The organism is Kitasatospora sp. NPDC001132 (assembly GCF_053598415.1).
This window is the reverse complement of sequence record NZ_JBSFKF010000017.1, coordinates 1-16,974: the sequence shown is the minus strand read 5'-3', so window position 1 is coordinate 16,974 and position 16,974 is coordinate 1. Positions and strand designations below refer to the sequence as shown.

Below are 16,974 nucleotides of genomic sequence, written 5' to 3'. Positions count from 1 at the left end.
GGGGTGGCGGCGGGGCCGGCGCCGTCGCGGCGGGCGAAGCCGCGCGGAGTGGGAAGTCGGCCGGGCCGACTTCCCGCTCCTGCCGGCCCCTGCTTCCCGTCCTACTCGACGACCTCGGCCTTCACGAGGACCACGTCCTCCTTGGGGACGTCCTGGTGGCCGTCCTTGGAGCCGGTGGGGACGGCCTTGATGGAGTCGACGACGTCCTGGCCCTCGACGACCTCGCCGAAGACGGCGTAGCCCCAGCCCTGGACGTTCTTGCCGCTGTGGTTGAGGAAGTCGTTGTCGGCGACGTTGATGAAGAACTGGGCGGTGGCGGAGTGCGGGTCCCCGGTGCGGGCCATCGCCACGGAGTACCTGACGTTCTTGAGGCCGTTGTCGGCTTCGTTCTGGATGGGGTCGCGGGTCTTCTTCTGCTTCAGGCCGGGCTGCATTCCGCCGCCCTGGATCATGAAGTTGTTGATGACCCGGTGGAAGACCGTCCCGTCGTAGAAGCCGTCCCGGACGTACTGGAGGAAGTTCTCCACCGTCGCCGGGGCCTTCTCCGCGTCGAGGCGGAGGACGATGTCGCCGTGGTTGGTGCTCAGCTTGACCTTCGACATGACTACCTCACTGTCTGCATGGTTGCGGCTACGGAACGCTCACGGGGGCATTGTGACAGGAGGGACCGCCGGGCACCGTCGAGGCGCTCAGTGGGCGAGGCTGAAGTCGCCGCCGACGGGGGCGGCGAGCTTGTCGATGCCGGTGAGTGCGGTGAGGGTGGGGACCGGGGTGGTGCTGTCGGTGGTGGTGCCGTCGCCGAGCTGGCCGGAGCCGTTGCTGCCCCAGGAGTGGACGGTGGCGCTGCCGGACAGGGCCACCGTGTGTTCGCGGCCGGCGGCGACCAGGCGCACGCCGGTGAGGCCGGGGACGGTGACGGGCAGGACGCGGAAGACGGTGGTGCCGTCGCCGAGTTGGCCGGCGGTGTTCTGGCCCCAGGCCTTGAGGCGGTGGTCGGTGTCGACCACCGCCATGCTGTGGTTGCAGCCGGCCGCGATCCGGGTGACGCCGCCGGTCCAGGTGGCCTGGGTGGTGACCGGGGTGAAGCGGTTGATGGTGGTGTTGTCGCCGAGCTGGCCGGTGGCGTTGTAGCCCCAGGCCTTCACCGTGGCGCCGGCGCCCGGTGCGCCGACGAGGACGAGGTTGTGGCCGGCGCCGGCGGCGATGCGGCTGACCCCGGTCAGGCCGGCGACCGGGGCGGCGCTGCCGCGGCTGGAGGAAGTGCCGTCGCCCAGCTGGCCGTTGCCGTTGTAGCCCCAGGCCCAGACGGTGCCGTCCTCGCGCAGGGCCAGACTGTGGTGGAGGCCGGCGGCGACGGCGACGATCCTGCTCAGGCCCTCGACCCGGACGGGGATGCCGCTGTCGGCGGTGGCCCCGTTGCCGAGCTGGCCGTGGTCGTTGCGCCCCCAGGCCGCCACGGTGCCGTCGGCGAGCAGGGCGAGGCTGTGCGCGCCGCCGGCGGCGATGTCGGTGACGTCGGCGAGGTCGAGCACCTGGCCGGGCGCGTTGTGGCTGAACACCGTGCCGTCGCCGAGCTGGCCCGAGCCGTTGACGCCCCAGGACTGCACCGTACGGTCCGTGAGCAGGGCCAGTGCGTGGCCGGTGGCGGCGCCGAATCCGCCGGCGGCGATCTTCAGGACGTCGGTGCCGGTGAGCCCGTGCACGGTGGTGGCCGTGGTGCGGAGGTCGGTCCAGGTGCCGTCCCCGAGCTGGCCGGAGCGGTTGTTGCCCCAGGACTTCAGGCGCTTCTCTGCCATGCGACGATGCCTCTTTACCTGTACGACAATAAGTCAAATCGTCGATGCGTCAGCCGGGTTGACGATTCCACGATCATGAACCGACGCTACCCACGCACCCGTCACCGGCACGGGAAACGGCCGCCGGCCACCCGATCGGGTGACGGGGCCCGCTCGGGACCGGAGACGGGCAGGAGGGGCGGCAGCGGCGGCATCGGGCCGCGCCGCCCCCGGGGGCCGGGCTCCCGGGGGGCGCTCCGGGGGCCGGGCTCCCGGGGCGCTCCCAGGACGCTTCCGGCGGGCGCTTCCGGCGGCGCTACGCCGCGCCGAAGTGGCGCTTGGTGTCGGCGATCAGCGTGCGCAGGAACGCCGCCCCGGGTGCGTCGGTGAGGGCCGCGGGGCGGCGCAGGAACTGGGCGGGCTCGTAGGCGAAGGTCCAGGTGAAGCGGGTGCCGCCGGCGGCGAGGGGCTCGACCAGGTAGTCCTCGCCGAAGCGCCGGTAGATCGGCAGGCCGGCCTGGGTGACGCAGAACGCGTGGCGCCGGCCCTCCTCCTTCTCCTCCCAGTGCACGAACTCCTCACGCAGCCGCAGCAGCCGAAGGGCCGTGACCTCCCGGGTCGTTCCGACGCCGTGCGGGGCCGGCGAGGTGTAGCGGCCGCCGGCCAGGCCGCGGCACCAGGACAGCGGGGTCCGTCCGGCGAGCCCCTCCCACACGGTGTGCGGCGCCACCGGCAGGTCCATCCGGAAGCGGTGGCGGTGCGGCGCGGTGTCGAAGAAGGACGCGTCGAAGCGCTCCAGCGTGAACCAGGGCATCGGGGGCCTCCTGTGAGCCGGGAAACGGTCCCGAGCGTATCGGGCCCGGGAAGGAGGCCCGGGAAGAGGGCCCGGGCGGCGGGCGTCGTATCAGGCCAGGCGGTGGGCAAGACCCGGGTAGTCGGCGACCAGTCCGTCCGCGTCCAGCAGCAGCTCCGCCCGGTAGTCGCCGGAGGCGTAGCGGACGGTGGCGCCACCGTCCGGGTGGCGGCGCAGGTGGGTGTACGTCTGGCGGGAGGGCACGACGACCAGGTCGGGCACGCGGATCCAGGCCATCAGGAAGTGGTGCTCGCCGGGGCCCTGGTGGAGGGCGTGGCGCAGGACGGGCGGGGTGTTGGTGAGCGGGGACAGGCCGAGGTCGCAGTCGAGGGCGCCGTCGAGGTCGGGGCGCGGGGTGCCGTCGACGGTCCAGCGGCCGGTGGCCTCGTCGCGGCGCAGGTCCAGGGTGCGGGTGGTCTCGGGGGTGCGGGCGGTGACGTGCATCCGGCGGGTGGTGAAGCCTTCGCCGGTCTCGAGTTCGTAGTCGAGCCAGTAGGGGGCGAATTCGGCGGCGGCGGCGCGGCCGTGGGCGGTGAGGGTGGTGGGGCGCAGGTCGATCCAGGAGGTCTCCAGGCCGGCGGTCTCGGTGACCCGCCAGGTAGGGGCGGTGGTGTGAGTGGTGTGAGTGGACTGGCCGGTGCGGTCGGCCCGGTCGGTGCGGTCGTTCATTCGTGCACGGTACTGCGGGCCTCCGACAGCGGCCCCGGCGGGCCGTCAACCGGGGCGCCGCTCGGTCGTTCCTTCGTACGGGTGAGCGTGGGAGCGGGGCGTGCCTCGTGGCGGGCGGGGCGGGGGCCGGGGCGGCGGCGGGGCCGGTCGCGGGCTCCCCATAATCGCGTGGTGATCACATCCTGTGACGAAGCGGCGGCCCGTCTGCGGGCCGTGCCCGGGCTGTCGTGCTGCGCCCGTCCCCTGTTCCTGCTGCCCCTGCTGCGCACCGGCTGCCTGTCCGAGGTGCTGACCGTGGAGGGCGCGGACGCGGGCTGGGCGGGCGAGTTCGGGGCGCGGTTCCACGCGCTGGAGCCGTACTGCGCGGTGCGCGACCACACCCCGCTGGGGGCGGGCGTCCACGAGGTGCTGCGCCGGATCGCCGAGGGCGACCGTACGCACGGCGGAACGGGCGGCGGCAGGGGCCGCGGTACGGGCGGCGGCTGGCGGGGCCGGGAGCTGGCGCTGCTGCCCTACACGGCGATGAAACCCGAGTGGCGCCCGGCACTTGACGCGCTCGGCGCCCGCCTGGCGGAGCCGCCGGTGCGGCCGACGCCGCCGGTGCTGGGCGACAAGCGGGCGCAGCGCGCGTGGCTGCGGTCGCTGGGGGCGCTGACACCGCCGGACGCGGTGGTCCCGGTGCTCGACCACCGGGAGCTGCGCCGGCGTTTCGGCGACCGCTACGTGGTGCAGACGCCGCTCGGTTCCAGCGGCAAGGGCACCCACCTGGTCGCCGAGGAGGCGGACCTGGTTCCGATCCGCCAAGTCGGCGGCGGGCCCTGGCTGGTGAGCGGTTACGTGGAGGGCGCGGCGGTCAACGTGCACGTCCTGGTGTCGGCGGACGGCACGGTGCGGGTGCTGCGCCCGTCCGTCCAGCTGACCCGGGTCGAGGGGGTCGGCGCGCCCTTCGGCACGTACTCCGGCTGCGACTTCGCGGCGCCCGCGCTGCTGCCGGCGCGGGCGCTGTCCCGGGCCGGTGCGGCGGCGCGGCGCGTCGGGGAGTCGCTGGCGGCGCTCGGCTACCGGGGGCTGTTCGGTGCGGACTTCGTCCTGGCGGGTGAGGAGGCGCTGCTGCTGGAGCTCAACTGCCGGATGCAGGGCTCGACCTGGCTGCTGGGCGAGCTGGAGCTGGCGGAGGACGCGCTGCCGTCGGCGCTGCGCCACGTGCTGGAGCTGTACGGCCACGCCACCGGTGGCGAGCCGCGCACGGACGCGGACGGCGCGGTGCAGCTGGTGGTGCGGCACACCGGCGGCCCGGTGCGGGTGGCGGGTGCGCCGGGCGGCGGGCTGCACCGGCTCAAGGACGGGCTGCTGCAGTACTGCGGGGTCGGGTTCGGGCTGCTGGAGTGCGGCCCGGACGACTGCGTGCTGCTGCAACTGCCCGCCCCGGGAACGGTGTTGCATCCGGGGGTGCCGTTGGGCCGGATCGTCGCCCGGTACTCGCTGACCACCGCGGACGGCATCGCGCTCACCGAGCAGGGGCGGCGGCTGGTGGAGGCCCTGCGGGCGGGTTTCACGTTCGAGCCCGTCGAGGGGCCGCTGCCGTGCGCGGTGCCGTCCGCGGTGCCGTGCTGACGGCGCCGGTGGCGCTGTACCTCCGCCTGGCGGTGGCCGCCGACCTGCCCCGGTTGGCGGCGCTGCGGGCGGAGGCGGCCGCCTGGATCGCGCTGGAGCACGGCTCGGCCCAGTGGTCGTCCCCGTACGACCCGCAGCGCGGGCTGGCGCTGATCGCCCGGGGTGCGACGGTGGTCGCCGCGCTGGCGCCGCGGGGCGAGGCGGTCGCGACCGTGACGCTGCGGCCCACCGGCAGTCCGCGGCTGTGGAGTGGGGAGGAACTGGCCCTTCCGGCGCGCTACTTGAGTTCCTTCACGGTGGACCGCCGGTACGCCGGGCAGGGCATCGGCGCCCGGCTGGGTGACTGGGCGGCCTGGCGGGCCGCGCGGGCGGGCGCCGGGCTGCTGCGGGTGAACGTGTGGAGCGACAACACGGCCCTGCACGCCTACTACCGTGCGCGGGGCTGGCGTTGGGTGCGTACGGTGGCCGGCAGCCGCAGCGGCGCCCTGTTCGAGCGCGCCACGGTCGCGGTGGCGCCGCCGGCGCGGGTCCGGGAGGCGGACGGCCTGCGGGTGTGAGCCGGGCGGGCGCGGCGGGCGCTTCTGCCTCGGCGCGCCGCCGGCCCGTCCGGAGGGGCGCGCGGCGCTGCGCCGGCTGTTCGGGCGCTTCCCGGACGTCGCCCTCGCTGCCGGGGCGCTGCTGGAGCCGGTCGACTCGCCGGTCTCCCACGGGCACCGCGCGTTGCCGGTGCTGCCGGTGCTGCCGGGGCCGCAGGCGCCGCGGGCCTCCTGGCGCCGCTGTCTCCCCGCCCCGACCTCGCCGCGCGCTCGTCCGGACGGCGCAGTGGGGCGGGCCGGGGGCGGGCGGGCGTGTTAGCAAGGGCCGGGGGGCGGGGGGTGTCCACGCGGACGCGCGCGAGGCTCTCGCGCGCGTGCTCGCGAAGCAACTCGACATCCGGAGGCCGTCTTGTCGCACCACCTCAGCGGACCGAACCTGCGCTCACCCGAGGGTGACGCGCGCCTGGACCTGACCGACCTGTTCGCCTTCGCCTCGCCGGAGCCGGGCCGGACGGTGCTGATCATGAACGTGAACCCGGTCGCGCCGTCCGGCGGCAAGGCCTTCCACCCTGAGGCGGTGTACCGGATCGACATCGACACCGACGGCGACAACCGGGCCGACATCGCGTACAGCTTCACCTTCTCCGAGCCGGCCGGCGGGTCGCAGACCATGACGGTGCGCCGTGCCACCGGTGAGGGGGCGCGCGGGCACGAGGCGACCGGCGAGGTGCTGGTGGCGGACGCGCCGGTGAGCTTCGACGGCACCCCGGCGGTGGTGGAGGCGGGCCCCTACCGGGTGAGTGCGGGGTTGCGCAGCGATCCGTTCTTCGCGGACCTGGACGGGATCGTGAAGGGGTTCGAGTGGACGGGGGTGGACTGGGGTGCGGACAAGAACGTGTTCGGGATCGTGCTGGAGGCGCCGGACGCGCAGTTCGGGCCGTCGCCGCAGATCGGGGTGTGGGCGCGGGTGAGCGTGCGCAAGGACGGCCGGCTGGTGTCGGTGGACCGGGGTGCGCACCCGTCGCTGACGGCGTACTTCAACGAGGAGGACGTGAAGGACGCGTACAACGCCGGTGAGCCGGTGGACGACTGGGTGACGTACCGGGGGCCGTGGACGGCGAAGCTGCAGCACGTCGGCGGGTACACCACGGACGCGGCCGAGGCGCAGCTGCGGCTGGTGCTGCCGGACGTCCTGCGCTACGACCGTTCGCGTCCGGCGGTCTATCCGAACGGGCGGTCGCTGACGGACGACGTGACCTCGGCGCGGCTGACGATGCTCACGGACGGCAAGGTGTCCGGCGACCACATCGGGCCGCACACGGACCTGCTGCCGGCGTTCCCGTACCTGGGGCACCCGCACTGAGCCGTAGCCGTTCGCCGGCGTCGCTTCCCGGGGGCGCGTCTGCTGTGCCGTCGGGCGGGCAGGCGCGCCCCTGTCGTCGGATGTCAGGGACCGCTGCGGGCACCGGATTCCTGGGCCGGCGGGCAGTGGAGGGGCGGATCGTGCGTCCGGGGCGGTCTGCGTCTACCCGCGGAACCAGGGGCGTGTTCACGAAGATAACGAATAGTGGTGGATTTTCGGGAGGCTGGTTTTACTTATTGACGTCATGTACGCGCCCAGGGTTGACTCCCCCCACCCCGCCGCAACGCCGCGGCGACCCCAGGGAGAGGCCAACCGTATGAACGCCGTCCTGCGTCGCGCCCTCGTCTCCGCCGTGGGCCTCGCGCTGACCCTGTCCATGACCGCCGCCTGTGGCAAGGCCGGCGGCGCCAAGAGCGAGTCCACCTCCGCCGGTGACCCGAACGCCATCGGCCTGCTGCTGCCCGAGAACGCCTCCTCGGTGCGCTACGAGTCCTTCGACCGCCCGTTCATCGAGGCCAAGGTCAAGTCCCTGTGCGCGCAGTGCAAGGTGCTGTACAACAACGCCGAGGGCAGCGCCGCCAAGCAGAAGCAGCAGTTCGACACCCTGCTCACCCAGGGCGTCAAGGTGATCATCCTGGACCCGTACAACGCCAAGTCCACCGAGGGGTGGGTGCAGGAGGCCGCGGCCAAGGGCGTCAAGGTCGTCGCCTACGACCGCCTCGCGAGCGGCCCGGTCGCCGCGTACACCTCCTTCGACAACGAGAAGGTCGGCGAACTCCAGGGCCAGGCCCTGCTGGACGCGATCGGCGCGCAGGCCGCCGAGGCGAACATCGTCATGATCGACGGCGACGAGGCCGACCCGAACTCCGCGCAGTTCAAGTCCGGAGCGCACAAGGTCCTCGACGGCAAGGTCAAGAAGGTCGTCTACGAGCAGTCCGGGCAGTGGGACCCCGTCGTCGCCGGGCAGAAGATCTCCGCCGCCGTCACCGAGTTCGGCAAGAACGGCTTCCAGGGCGTCTACTCCGCCAACGACGGCATGGCCGCCGCCATCATCACCCAGCTCAAGGGCGCCGGCATCAAGGTCCCCGTCGGCGGCCAGGACGCCGGCCTGGACGCGATCCAGCGCATCGTCAACGGCGACCAGGCGTACACCATCTACAAGGCCTACCGCCCGCTCGCCGAGACCGCCGCCGAACTGGCCGTCGCCCTGCTGCAGGGCAAGGACGTCAAGGCCGTCGCCACCGCGAGCGTCGACAGCGCCACCGACAAGAACATCCCGGCCAAGCTCCTGGACGCCAAGGTCGTCACCAAGGACAACATCGCCGCCACCGTCCTGGCCGACGGCCTCTACAAGGCCTCCGACGTCTGCACCGCCGACTACGCCGCCGCGTGCGCCGCGGCCGGCCTCAAGTAGCCGTCCGGGCAGCCGACCAAGCAGTCGATCAAGTAGCCGCTCCCCCAAGGTGGTTGTTCCCGTGACAGGCGTACCCGTCCTGCAGCTGCGCTCGGTCTCCAAGCGCTTCGGCGCCGTCCAGGCCCTCACCGACGTCGACCTCGCCGTCCACGCCGGCGAGGTGCTCGCCCTCGTCGGCGACAACGGCGCCGGCAAGTCCACCCTCGTCAAGACCATCGCCGGCGTCCACCCCGTGGACGAGGGCACCCTCGCCTGGCACGGCGAGGCGGTACGCCTGGCCCGACCCCAGGACGCCGCCGCCCTCGGCATCGCGACCGTCTACCAGGACCTCGCCCTGTGCGACAACCTCGACGTCATCGCCAACCTCTTCCTCGGCCGCGAGAAACGCCGCCGCGGCCTGCTCGACGAGGTCGCCATGGAGCAGCACGCCCGCCGGCTGCTGGACACCCTCGCCATCCGCATCCCCGACGTGCGCACCCCCGTGGCCGCGCTGTCCGGCGGGCAGCGGCAGGTGGTGGCCATCGCCCGCGCCCTGGTCGGCGAACCGGCCCTGGTCGTCCTGGACGAGCCCACCGCCGCGCTCGGCGTCGAGCAGACCGCCCAGGTCCTCGACCTGGTGGAGCGGCTGCGCGAGCGGGGCCTGGCCGTCGTGCTGGTCAGCCACAACATGGCCGACGTACGGGCGGTGGCCGACACCGTCGCCGTGCTGCGCCTGGGCCGCAACAACGGCGTCTTCCCGGTGGCGGGCACCACCCAGGAGCAGATCGTCGCCGCGATCACCGGCGCCACCGACAACGCCCACGCCCGCCGGGCCCGCCGCACCGAGCACACCGAGGAGGCCGAGGCCCTGTGAGCGCCCCCGACGCACCCGCCACCCCCGCCGCCGACCGCGACCCCGCCGGTCCCGCCGCCCCCGGCACTGCCGCCGCCGACCCGCGGCTGCGGCAGACCGCACCGGGCCTGGCCGGCCAACTGCAGGCCGCCCGCCGGCGCCTGGCCTCCGGCGAGCTCGGGTCACTGCCGGTCGTCGTCGGCCTGGTCGTCATCGCCGTCGTCTTCCAGTCCGTCACCCACCACTTCCTGCAGGCCGACAACCTCACCAACATCACCCGCTTCATCGCCGGGCCCGGACTGATCGCGGTCGGCGTCGTCTTCGTGCTGATCCTCGGCGAGATCGACCTCTCCCTCGGCTCGGTCGCCGGCGCCAGTGCCGCCGTCGCCGCGGTGCTGACGGTGCGCCAGGGCTGGAGCGAGTGGGTGGCCATCCTCGCCGCCCTCGGCGCGGCCTGCGTCATGGGGCTGCTGCACGGCCTGTTCTTCGCCCGCGTCGGCGTGCCCGCCTTCGTCGTCACCCTCGCCGGGATGCTCGCCTGGAGCGGCCTGCAGGAGTACGTCCTCGGCGACGGCGGCACCGTCAACAACCGCCACGACGGCATCGTCGCGAGCCTGGACAGCACCTTCCTCGGCGACGGCGACATCGCCTACGCCTGGGCCCTGGCCGTCCTCGCCCCCGCCCTCTACCTGGCCGCCCGCCTGCACACCGCCCGCCGCCGCCGCGCCGCCGGCCTCACCACGCCCCCCGCCGCCGACAGCGCCGTCCGCGCCGGGGCACTGGCGGTGCTGTGCCTGGCCACCGCCTACGCCCTCAACCAGGACCGCGGCCTGCCGCTGTCCCTGGTCGTCCTGCTCGGCGCCGTCCTCGCCACCGACTTCGTGCTGCGCCGCACCCGCTACGGCCGGCAGGTCTTCGCGGTGGGCGGCGGCGTCGAGGCGGCCCGGCGCGCGGGCGTCAACGTCGCCCGGATCCGGATCTCCGTCTTCGTGCTCTCCGCCTTCCTGGCCGGCCTGGGCGGCCTGTTCTACGCCTCCCAGCAGGGCTCCGCCGACAAGCAACTGGGCGGCGGCAACGTGCTGATGAGCGCGATCGCCGCGGCCGTCATCGGCGGCACCAGCCTCTTCGGCGGGCGCGGCAAGACCTGGTCCGCGTTGCTGGGCATCCTCGTCATCCAGTCCATCACCACCGGCCTGGACATGGTCCACGCCGCCCAGGCCATCCAGTACATGATCACCGGCGCCGTCCTGCTCGCCGCCGTCGTCCTCGACTCCCTCACCCGCCGCACCCGCGCCACCGGGCGCGGATAGCCCGGGCCACCGGGCAGGCCTCCGGTCGCGGACAGCCCGGGCCACCGGGCGCGGGCAGCCCCGGGACGGGCCCCCGGCGCGCGCCGGGGGCCCGTCCCGGTCAGGTGAAGGTGATCTCCAGCCAGGGGCTCATCATGATCCCCCGCTCGCCGTCCGGCTCCTTGGCCAGATCCCCCTGGGCGGCCTGCAGGTTCTGGCCCGGCCCCTGCCAGAACCGGTACGGCCCGCCGGCGTTCTCGGGCCGGATCAGCGCCCAGTACTGGTAGTGCGTCAGGGTGAGGTAGACACGCTTGTTGACGTAGTCCAGCACCACCTTGACGTTGTGCTCCCAGTCACTGCCCGTACCGGTGTACTCCGCGAAGCCGCGCGGGGACGTGGCCGCGTTCTGGACCGAGGAGCCCGCGCCGGACTGCGAGTTGGCGGTGTAGTGGTCGTGCAGCGGCACCGCGTGCGCGGGCACGGCCGCCGGGTCGAACCCGTTGTCGGGCAGCCGGCCGTAGTCGTCCTGGTGCCAACTGCGCAGCGTGCCAGGCTGGTTTGGGCTCTTGTCGCGCACCGCCTGCTGCGCCGGGCTCCGCTCGTCGATCACCGGCCGCTGCTGCCCGGGGTCCGGGTCCTCCAGCTGGTAGCGCACGTCGAAGATCAGGTTGAGCAGCGGGCGCGGCAGCATCTCGACGGCCTGCTTCAGCGTCAGCTTCTTCAGCGGCAGGTTCGCCCCGCCCCGTGCGTGGCTCTGCAGCCGGGGCTGCTCCTGCGGGGCCTGTCCCCCGGCGACGACCGGGCCGAGCGAGCGGGCGGTCTTGTCCCGCATCGTGTCGTCGTTGCCCCAGTACGGCTCCGTGTTCCCGGACAGGGAGGTGTGGTAGTAGCCGGTGTCCGCGGTGTTCGGCTCGGTCGCGTACCGGGTGTCCGCGTTCGGCACCGGCACCATCGCGCCCGGCCCGTCCTCGTGGTCCGGCGGGTTGTGGTCGGAGACGTAGACCTGCTGGGTCTGCAGGAAGGTGTTCACGGCGGTGACGAGCGCGGTGGTCAGCCTCAGGGCCTCGGGCACGTCGAGGGTGGCGGGCTTGAGCCTGTCCCTGATCGCGGTGAGCCTCGCCTTGAACCCGCCCTGGGGGTCGAGCTTGTGGGCGCGGTTCACCTCGTCCTGCACGGCGATCGCCAGGTACCGCGCGAGCTGGGGCCCGGTGAGCGGTTGTTCCTCGGTGGCGCCCACGCCCCGCGCGTACATGCCGGGGGTGACCTTGACGATCCGCTGCACGGCGGCGGCCGGTTCACCGGCCTGCGCCCGTGCGGGGGCCCCGTGGTCGTGCGCTTCTTCCGGGTGCCCGGCCATGACGCGCCGCGCGGTGGCCTCGGCCTCCCGCTCGAACCGGTCGGCGGGGTCGGAGACCTTCAGGCCGGCCCCGTTGTCGGTCCCGGCGACGGCGCCCCGGCGCTGCTGGATCACGTGCGCGAGCTCATGGGCCAGGGTGTGCCGGTCCCCGCCGCCCGCGCCGACGACGACGTGACTGCCCGAGGTGTACGCCAGGGCCCCCACCTCGGCCGCGGAGGACCGGGCCGCCGGGCCGCTGTGGATCCGCACGTCGGAGAAGTCGGCGCCGAACCGGGCCTCCATGTCGGTACGGACGGCCTCGTCCAGCGGCCGCCCGGGGGCGCGCAGCACGTCGTGGACGGCGGAACGCTGCACCTCGGGCAACTCGTCGTGCTGCCCGTCGTGCTGCCCGTCGTGCCCGTGGCCGGCCCGGCGCAGCATCTGCACGACGGCCCGGTTCCCGGCGGCCGCCTGCTGGGCCATCGGGCTCCAGGGCGCTGCGGACGCCGCCCGTGGCCCGGTGGGTTGCCGGGCCGGTTCGCGGCTGGTGCCGGCGCCGGTCGTCCTGGCCCTGCTGCGGTCGTGCATGCGCTCCCCATCCGATGGCGGCCTTCGGCTCGTCTCGCTCCTGCCTACCGGGCCGGGGTCGCCAGGACCAGAGCCACCGGGGCAGTCCCGGGGACGAACCGGTTGCCCCGGCGCACCAATGTTGCCGTCGGCGTGGCGCATCGGCCTCGAACAACCCACCCCAACCAGCCCCCGCGCCCAGGAAGTCGGCCCGGTCGGCGTCCTGCGCCATGGCCCGGCCACCGAACAACACAGCCCGGACAGCGCAGCGCACGAGAAGTCGGCGGAGTGACTCTGCTGGCGAGGTATTTGATCTGGGTCAGGCCGCTGCAATGGCGTGTTGGGTGCAGAGTGTGTGGATCCGGGTGGGACGGAACCTCGCCGCCCACCCGGCCTACCCGGTCGGCTGAAGGGCCGTCACCGTGGCTGCCAGGTCCCGAGCGCCCGGGCGAGCTGCCTGCTCTGCGCGGGCGTGATGCCGTGGGCGAGCTGCCGGGCGAAGCGCGGGCTTCCCGGGGCATCACAGTGGAGGATCCCGGCGAAGTTGCGCTCGCGCCCGGCCGCCCAGGGCCGGCCCCGTCGCCGGCGGCCTTGCGGTGCGCTCCAGCGGGCGGGTGCCCAGAGCGGGTGCCGCAGGAGGAAGGCCGCAAGGCGCGCCGCGTTCTGTGGCGGAGTCCCGACGGCGACCAGCGCCGCCCGCACCACCTCGGTGGCGTCCGGCGGAAGTCGGGCGTCGCCGAGCGTCGGCAGTAGGAGCAGCAGCCGCGCGGACGGGTCGTGCACACCGGGCGCAGCATGGTCCGGGGTGTGGGCGAGGTGGACCAGCTCCCGCCAGGACAGGCCCGGCCCCTGCCGGTGTTCCGGCTCCGGGAAGCGGGTGTCGACGGCGGCGAGACGGCCCCGCACCCGACCCCAGCCGGGGTGGAGGACCAGGTACTCCGTTCCCCAGTCCGTCGGCAGGTCGCAGCTGTACAGCAGCACCGTGTGCCCGCCCCCGAAGGGCAGGCGCGCCTCCAGTCCCTCCAGCATCGCCGTCTCCCAGGCGGCGTCGGCCTCGGCGACGTCGGTGCCGAACCACCCCGCGACCAGCTCGCGCTCCGTGTCGGCGACCGCGCAGTGCCGGGTCAGGTACGCGGCCCACCACTGCGGTCGGGCCGCTGTCGGGTCATCTGGTCCGTCGTGCAGCACCGGGCCAGGCTCTCACACGCCGTCACGCAGGACCGGTGCCCACCGTGGCCCACGGGCCCCGGGCGGCGACCGGCCCCGGGCGGCCGTGCGGGGCCGCCCGCACACAGGCGGCCGCATCGGCCGCCGTCCGCTCGGCGGCATGTCCCCTCGGGCGCTGCGCGTCGACGCGCGGTGGCAGCGCGTGGTCGGCTCCTGCCGCGCTGTACAGGAAGTCGGCGGGGTCGACTTCTCGTGCACGACACAGACCTTCAGGCGCGGGCCGCTCAGCCGGAGCGGCCCGCGCAACCCATCCCACCGACCGCCGCCCCGCCAGCCGCGCCGCGCAGGAAGTCGGCGGGGTCGACTCTCGTGCGGAAGTCAGGTGCGGGTGGCTTGGGTTCGGCAGTGGGTGAGGGCGTACTTGAGGCGGGGGTCGGGGTTGGGGGTGGTGGTGAGGAGTTCGCCGGCGGTGGTGAGGGTGGTCCAGTAGAGGGCCGGGTCGCCGGTGCGGGGCAGGGGGTGGGTGGCGGTGAGGGAGAGGTAGGCGGCGGTGAGGTTGCCGGTGGTGAACCAGCGGGTGAGGCCGTGCTGGTGGCCGGGTCGGATGCCGCCCAGGGCCTCGATCGCGGTGAGGAAGAGGTCGACGACGGCCAGGCCGGTGGCGTCGAGGGCGACGGGGATGTCGAAGACGCCGAGGGCTTCGAGGAGTTCGCCGGTGTCGGCTTCGGAGTCGGGGCGGGGGTCGGCGAGGAGGGCGTCGTGGCAGTCGGCGAGGCGGCGGGTGGTCTCGGCGTGGGGGATGTCGAGGGCGAGGCAGACGGCCCGCGCGACGGGCAGGGGCCGGTGGCCGAGGCGGGCGAGGAGGGCGTAGGTGGCGGCGGGGGTGGCGCCGCGGGAGAGGGTGTGACGGGCGAGGGTCGCGAGGTTCATAGGGCTTCGGGCTTTCAGACGGTGACGAGCGCGGGGGCAGGGGCGGGGGCGACGAGCACCCAGACGAACTTGCCGATGCCGCCCGGCCGGGACGTGCAGCCCCAGCGTTCGGCGAGCCTGTTGACGAGGAACAGTCCGCGGCCGCGCTCGTCGTCGGGGGCAGGTACGTGGAGGGCGGGGCACCCGGAGCCGGCGTCGTGGACCTCGATCCGCAGGCGGGAGCTGACGAGGGAGAAGCGGACCTCGATGTGGCGGTCGTCGGGGGCGCCGGAGTGCTGCACGGCGTTGGCGAACAGCTCTCCGAGGAGCAGTTCGGCGGTGTCGCCGTAGCGCTCCCCGGAGGGCAGCCCGGAGAGGTAGGCCCGGAGCATGTACCGGGCCAGGGGCGTGGATTCGACACAGGAGTCGAGGCGCGCGACGAACAAGCGGGGACGCCGGGCAGTGAGCATGGCGAAGCACCTCAAGGGAGATGGCGTGCGAATGGAGTGGCGCCGCGCCCAGGTTGCGCTGCGCATTCGGTGAATCACCGGATGTAGCCATGATGGGGTCCCGACCTCTACTATCGGAAGCCGATCTGAAGCTTGAAGTCAGTACTCGGCAAGTAGGTGAAGGTCGATGAACATCAAGGAACTTGATCCAACATCAAGCCCCTGGGCGCCCTTCGGGGTGCAACTCCGCAGGTCACGCAAGGCCGCCGGCCTTACGCAAGCCCAGCTGGCAAGGCTCGTGGGGGTCGACCCCTCCTACGTCTCCTATGCCGAACTTGCCCCGCCTGGCCGGACCCCACCGAGCGAGAAGTTCGCACGTGATGCCGATCGCGTACTGGAGACGGGCGGAACCCTGCTGCTGATGTGGCTCCAGGCCAAGCACTCGGCGTTGCTGGAGGGTTTTCCGGAGTACGCAGCCAACGAGGCCCGAGCCAGCGAGATCCGGATCTTCGAGCTCGGTGTCATCCCGGGCTTGCTTCAGACGAAGTCCTATGCAGCGGCTCTGACAAGGGCAGATGTTCGCCGAAGGGACATCACCCCCCAGCAGGCAGAAGAGAGGCTGACCTTTCTGCTTGCGCGGCAGGAGGCCGTGGCGCGACGAGACCCGCCGCTCATCCATGCCGTACTGGACGAGAGCTGCCTCAGGCGGATCATCGGCGGTCCGGAGGTCATGCGGGAACAGCTCGAACGACTTGAACAGCTGTGCGAACAGGGGCGCGTGGTACTCCAGGTGGCGCCGTTCAGCATGGGGGAGCACAGGCCGTTCGCCCTGCCCATGCGACTGCTGACACTCCCCGACGGCTCCCTGTTTGGCTACTCTGAGTCCGAGGGGCGAGGGCACGTCGAACGAGATGACGACAGGCTCCGCGACTGGCGCAGACGATACGATCGCCTCCAGGTAGGAGCGCTGGCCGAGTCGGCGACTCTCGATTTGATACTCCATGCCCGGAAGGAATCCCATGGCTGATTTCGACTTGACTACCGTTTCATGGGTGAAGTCGACGTACAGCCAGCAAGGCGGCGACTGCCTTGAGGTTGCGCGTGGCTCTCGTGAACTGATGCCCGTCCGTGACTCGAAGGACCCCCACGGTCCGGCTCTCGTCTTCCCGGCTGAGGCCTGGAAGTCATTCGTCACCGCTGTCCGCAGTGGCGAGTTCGGCGCGGTCTGAGCCCCCGGTCCAGCAAATGGATGCGCGCTACTCGGAAAGGGATCGAATGTCCGACATCGACTTGGCCGCCGCCCGCTGGATGAAAGCGAGCTACAGTCAGCAAGGTGGCAACTGCGTTGAGGTAGCCCCGAGCTTCCCCAGTGTTGTTCCGGTACGCGACTCAAAGGACCCCGAGGGCCCGGCTCTCGTCTTCCCGACCGAGGCCTGGTCCAGCTTCGTCGCCGCTGTCCGCAGCGGCGAGTTCGGCGAAGTCTGAGCCCCCGGTCCAGCCTCCGCGGGCCCGGACCGTGAACGATCCGGGCCCGCGGTCTGTTCCTTCGCAGTCCACCTGTTCAGCGACCTGCTTGGCGATGGTGTCGCCTACACCGAACAGAACTGGGCGAACTCAGGCCGTTTGCCCACCCAATCACGATGCTGACCATGCCGAACAGGGGCCATGGTCGGCTACGGGGAGATGCAGAAGCGGGGCTTCCTTGAACGCAATCCGGAGACACTGGCCGCGTGGGCCAGTGAGTACGATCACCTCCAGGTCGAGGCGTTGTCCCGGGCCGCGAGCATCGAGTTCGTTCGAGAAGGCGGAAGGGTTTTGAACATGGCTGACCTACACAGCGTCGCTTGGCGCAAGAGCTCATACAGCGCCCAGCAGGGACAATGCGTTGAGGTGGCGATCGGGCCCTCCAGCCAGGTTCCCGTCCGCGACTCGAAGGACCCCGAGGGACCCACCCTGGCCTTCCCGGTCGACGCCTGGTCGAACTTCGTCCTCGCCGTTCGCTCCGGCGAGTTCGGCGACGTCTGACGCATCGTGTGAACCGGCCGGATCCCCACTGCCCGCAGACGGGCAGTGGGGCTTTTCTGCTGCTACTTCTGGATGTTGGCGCAATGCCACGAAGTTAAGGACTGGGCGGCGGTGTCAAGGCGTCGGGGAGGGTGATCTTGTAGGTGTTCGGCGCGGTTCGGATGAGTCGGCCGTTG

At 72.8% G+C, this 16,974-nt stretch carries 18 protein-coding genes; 10 read left to right on the top strand and 8 right to left on the bottom strand.

The window, feature by feature from the left end; genetic code table 11:
- Positions 1–101 precede the first annotated feature (101 nt).
- From ACWDBE_RS22385 to ACWDBE_RS22370, 4 genes are all read right to left on the bottom strand, one after another.
- On the bottom strand, positions 102–602 hold the full coding sequence (locus ACWDBE_RS22385) for a peptidylprolyl isomerase (protein ID WP_449791969.1): 501 nt from the start codon (positions 600–602) through the stop codon (positions 102–104).
- A gap of 87 nt (positions 603–689) precedes the next feature.
- Positions 690–1,796, bottom strand: a complete 1,107-nt coding sequence (locus ACWDBE_RS22380) for an RCC1 domain-containing protein (RefSeq protein ID WP_449791970.1) — start codon at positions 1,794–1,796, stop codon at positions 690–692.
- A gap of 295 nt (positions 1,797–2,091) precedes the next feature.
- Entirely contained in the window at positions 2,092–2,589 is a 498-nt protein-coding gene (locus ACWDBE_RS22375) for an SRPBCC family protein (protein ID WP_449791971.1), read from the bottom strand.
- 90 nt (positions 2,590–2,679) lie between these two features.
- Entirely contained in the window at positions 2,680–3,297 is a 618-nt protein-coding gene (locus ACWDBE_RS22370; protein ID WP_449808860.1) for a putative glycolipid-binding domain-containing protein, read from the bottom strand.
- 171 nt (positions 3,298–3,468) lie between these two features.
- Between ACWDBE_RS22370 and ACWDBE_RS22365 the strand changes: the two genes are divergently transcribed.
- From ACWDBE_RS22365 to ACWDBE_RS22340, 6 genes are all read left to right on the top strand, one after another.
- Positions 3,469–4,911: an ATP-grasp domain-containing protein gene (locus ACWDBE_RS22365; protein WP_449791973.1), complete on the top strand. Its 1,443-nt coding sequence runs from the start codon at positions 3,469–3,471 to the stop codon at positions 4,909–4,911.
- Positions 4,881–5,468, top strand: a complete 588-nt coding sequence (locus ACWDBE_RS22360; RefSeq protein WP_449791974.1) for a GNAT family N-acetyltransferase — start codon at positions 4,881–4,883, stop codon at positions 5,466–5,468. The genes ACWDBE_RS22365 and ACWDBE_RS22360 overlap by 31 nt, the downstream gene beginning before the upstream one ends.
- Before the next feature lie 388 nt (positions 5,469–5,856).
- A complete protein-coding gene (locus ACWDBE_RS22355) occupies positions 5,857–6,810 on the top strand; it encodes a DUF4331 family protein (protein ID WP_449808859.1) in 954 nt (317 codons plus the stop codon).
- Positions 6,811–7,126: 316 nt separating this feature from the next.
- Positions 7,127–8,224 carry a sugar ABC transporter substrate-binding protein gene (locus ACWDBE_RS22350; protein WP_449791976.1) on the top strand — a complete coding sequence of 366 codons (1,098 nt, stop codon included), beginning with the start codon at positions 7,127–7,129 and terminating at the stop codon, positions 8,222–8,224.
- Positions 8,225–8,285: 61 nt separating this feature from the next.
- Positions 8,286–9,077 (top strand): ATP-binding cassette domain-containing protein, encoded by a 792-nt coding sequence (locus ACWDBE_RS22345; protein WP_449791977.1) that lies wholly within the window; start codon positions 8,286–8,288, stop codon positions 9,075–9,077.
- Complete coding sequence (locus tag ACWDBE_RS22340) at positions 9,074–10,366, top strand: sugar ABC transporter permease (RefSeq protein WP_449791978.1); 1,293 nt, start codon at positions 9,074–9,076, stop codon at positions 10,364–10,366. The genes ACWDBE_RS22345 and ACWDBE_RS22340 overlap by 4 nt, the downstream gene beginning before the upstream one ends.
- A gap of 100 nt (positions 10,367–10,466) precedes the next feature.
- Here ACWDBE_RS22340 and ACWDBE_RS22335 read toward each other — a convergent pair whose 3' ends face one another.
- The 4 genes from ACWDBE_RS22335 to ACWDBE_RS22320 all read right to left on the bottom strand — a co-directional run bounded on the left by ACWDBE_RS22335 (position 10,467) and on the right by ACWDBE_RS22320 (position 14,794).
- Positions 10,467–12,164, bottom strand: coding sequence for an eCIS core domain-containing protein (locus ACWDBE_RS22335; RefSeq protein WP_449791979.1), 1,698 nt, complete (start codon positions 12,162–12,164; stop codon positions 10,467–10,469).
- A 501-nt stretch (positions 12,165–12,665) separates the two neighbouring features.
- On the bottom strand, positions 12,666–13,436 hold the full coding sequence (locus tag ACWDBE_RS22330) for a hypothetical protein (protein ID WP_449791980.1): 771 nt from the start codon (positions 13,434–13,436) through the stop codon (positions 12,666–12,668).
- Between the two features lie 357 nt (positions 13,437–13,793).
- Positions 13,794–14,345 (bottom strand): hypothetical protein, encoded by a 552-nt coding sequence (locus tag ACWDBE_RS22325; protein WP_449791981.1) that lies wholly within the window; start codon positions 14,343–14,345, stop codon positions 13,794–13,796.
- Positions 14,346–14,359: 14 nt separating this feature from the next.
- A complete protein-coding gene (locus tag ACWDBE_RS22320; RefSeq protein ID WP_449791982.1) occupies positions 14,360–14,794 on the bottom strand; it encodes an ATP-binding protein in 435 nt (144 codons plus the stop codon).
- Between the two features lie 166 nt (positions 14,795–14,960).
- Here ACWDBE_RS22320 and ACWDBE_RS22315 point away from each other — a divergent pair, with 166 nt between their 5' ends.
- From ACWDBE_RS22315 to ACWDBE_RS22300, 4 genes are all read left to right on the top strand, one after another.
- Positions 14,961–15,800, top strand: a complete 840-nt coding sequence (locus ACWDBE_RS22315) for a helix-turn-helix domain-containing protein (RefSeq protein WP_449791983.1) — start codon at positions 14,961–14,963, stop codon at positions 15,798–15,800.
- A complete protein-coding gene (locus ACWDBE_RS22310; RefSeq protein WP_449791984.1) occupies positions 15,793–16,002 on the top strand; it encodes a DUF397 domain-containing protein in 210 nt (69 codons plus the stop codon). The genes ACWDBE_RS22315 and ACWDBE_RS22310 overlap by 8 nt, the downstream gene beginning before the upstream one ends.
- Before the next feature lie 46 nt (positions 16,003–16,048).
- On the top strand, positions 16,049–16,258 hold the full coding sequence (locus ACWDBE_RS22305) for a DUF397 domain-containing protein (RefSeq protein WP_449791985.1): 210 nt from the start codon (positions 16,049–16,051) through the stop codon (positions 16,256–16,258).
- Between the two features lie 180 nt (positions 16,259–16,438).
- Positions 16,439–16,798 (top strand): DUF397 domain-containing protein, encoded by a 360-nt coding sequence (locus ACWDBE_RS22300; RefSeq protein ID WP_449791986.1) that lies wholly within the window; start codon positions 16,439–16,441, stop codon positions 16,796–16,798.
- Positions 16,799–16,974: the final 176 nt, after the last annotated feature.

Coding starts and splice junctions, on each gene's coding strand:
- ACWDBE_RS22315 (WP_449791983.1), top strand. CDS start 14,961: ATGAACATCAAGGAACTTGATCCAACATCAAGCCCCTGGGCGCCCTTC.
- ACWDBE_RS22305 (WP_449791985.1), top strand. CDS start 16,049: ATGTCCGACATCGACTTGGCCGCCGCCCGCTGGATGAAAGCGAGCTAC.
- ACWDBE_RS22320 (WP_449791982.1), bottom strand. CDS start 14,794: ATGCTCACTGCCCGGCGTCCCCGCTTGTTCGTCGCGCGCCTCGACTCC.
- ACWDBE_RS22300 (WP_449791986.1), top strand. CDS start 16,439: ATGGTCGGCTACGGGGAGATGCAGAAGCGGGGCTTCCTTGAACGCAAT.
- ACWDBE_RS22335 (WP_449791979.1), bottom strand. CDS start 12,164: ATGGCCCAGCAGGCGGCCGCCGGGAACCGGGCCGTCGTGCAGATGCTG.
- ACWDBE_RS22350 (WP_449791976.1), top strand. CDS start 7,127: ATGAACGCCGTCCTGCGTCGCGCCCTCGTCTCCGCCGTGGGCCTCGCG.
- ACWDBE_RS22325 (WP_449791981.1), bottom strand. CDS start 14,345: ATGAACCTCGCGACCCTCGCCCGTCACACCCTCTCCCGCGGCGCCACC.
- ACWDBE_RS22370 (WP_449808860.1), bottom strand. CDS start 3,297: ATGAACGACCGCACCGACCGGGCCGACCGCACCGGCCAGTCCACTCAC.
- ACWDBE_RS22385 (WP_449791969.1), bottom strand. CDS start 602: ATGTCGAAGGTCAAGCTGAGCACCAACCACGGCGACATCGTCCTCCGC.
- ACWDBE_RS22380 (WP_449791970.1), bottom strand. CDS start 1,796: ATGGCAGAGAAGCGCCTGAAGTCCTGGGGCAACAACCGCTCCGGCCAG.
- ACWDBE_RS22375 (WP_449791971.1), bottom strand. CDS start 2,589: ATGCCCTGGTTCACGCTGGAGCGCTTCGACGCGTCCTTCTTCGACACC.
- ACWDBE_RS22310 (WP_449791984.1), top strand. CDS start 15,793: ATGGCTGATTTCGACTTGACTACCGTTTCATGGGTGAAGTCGACGTAC.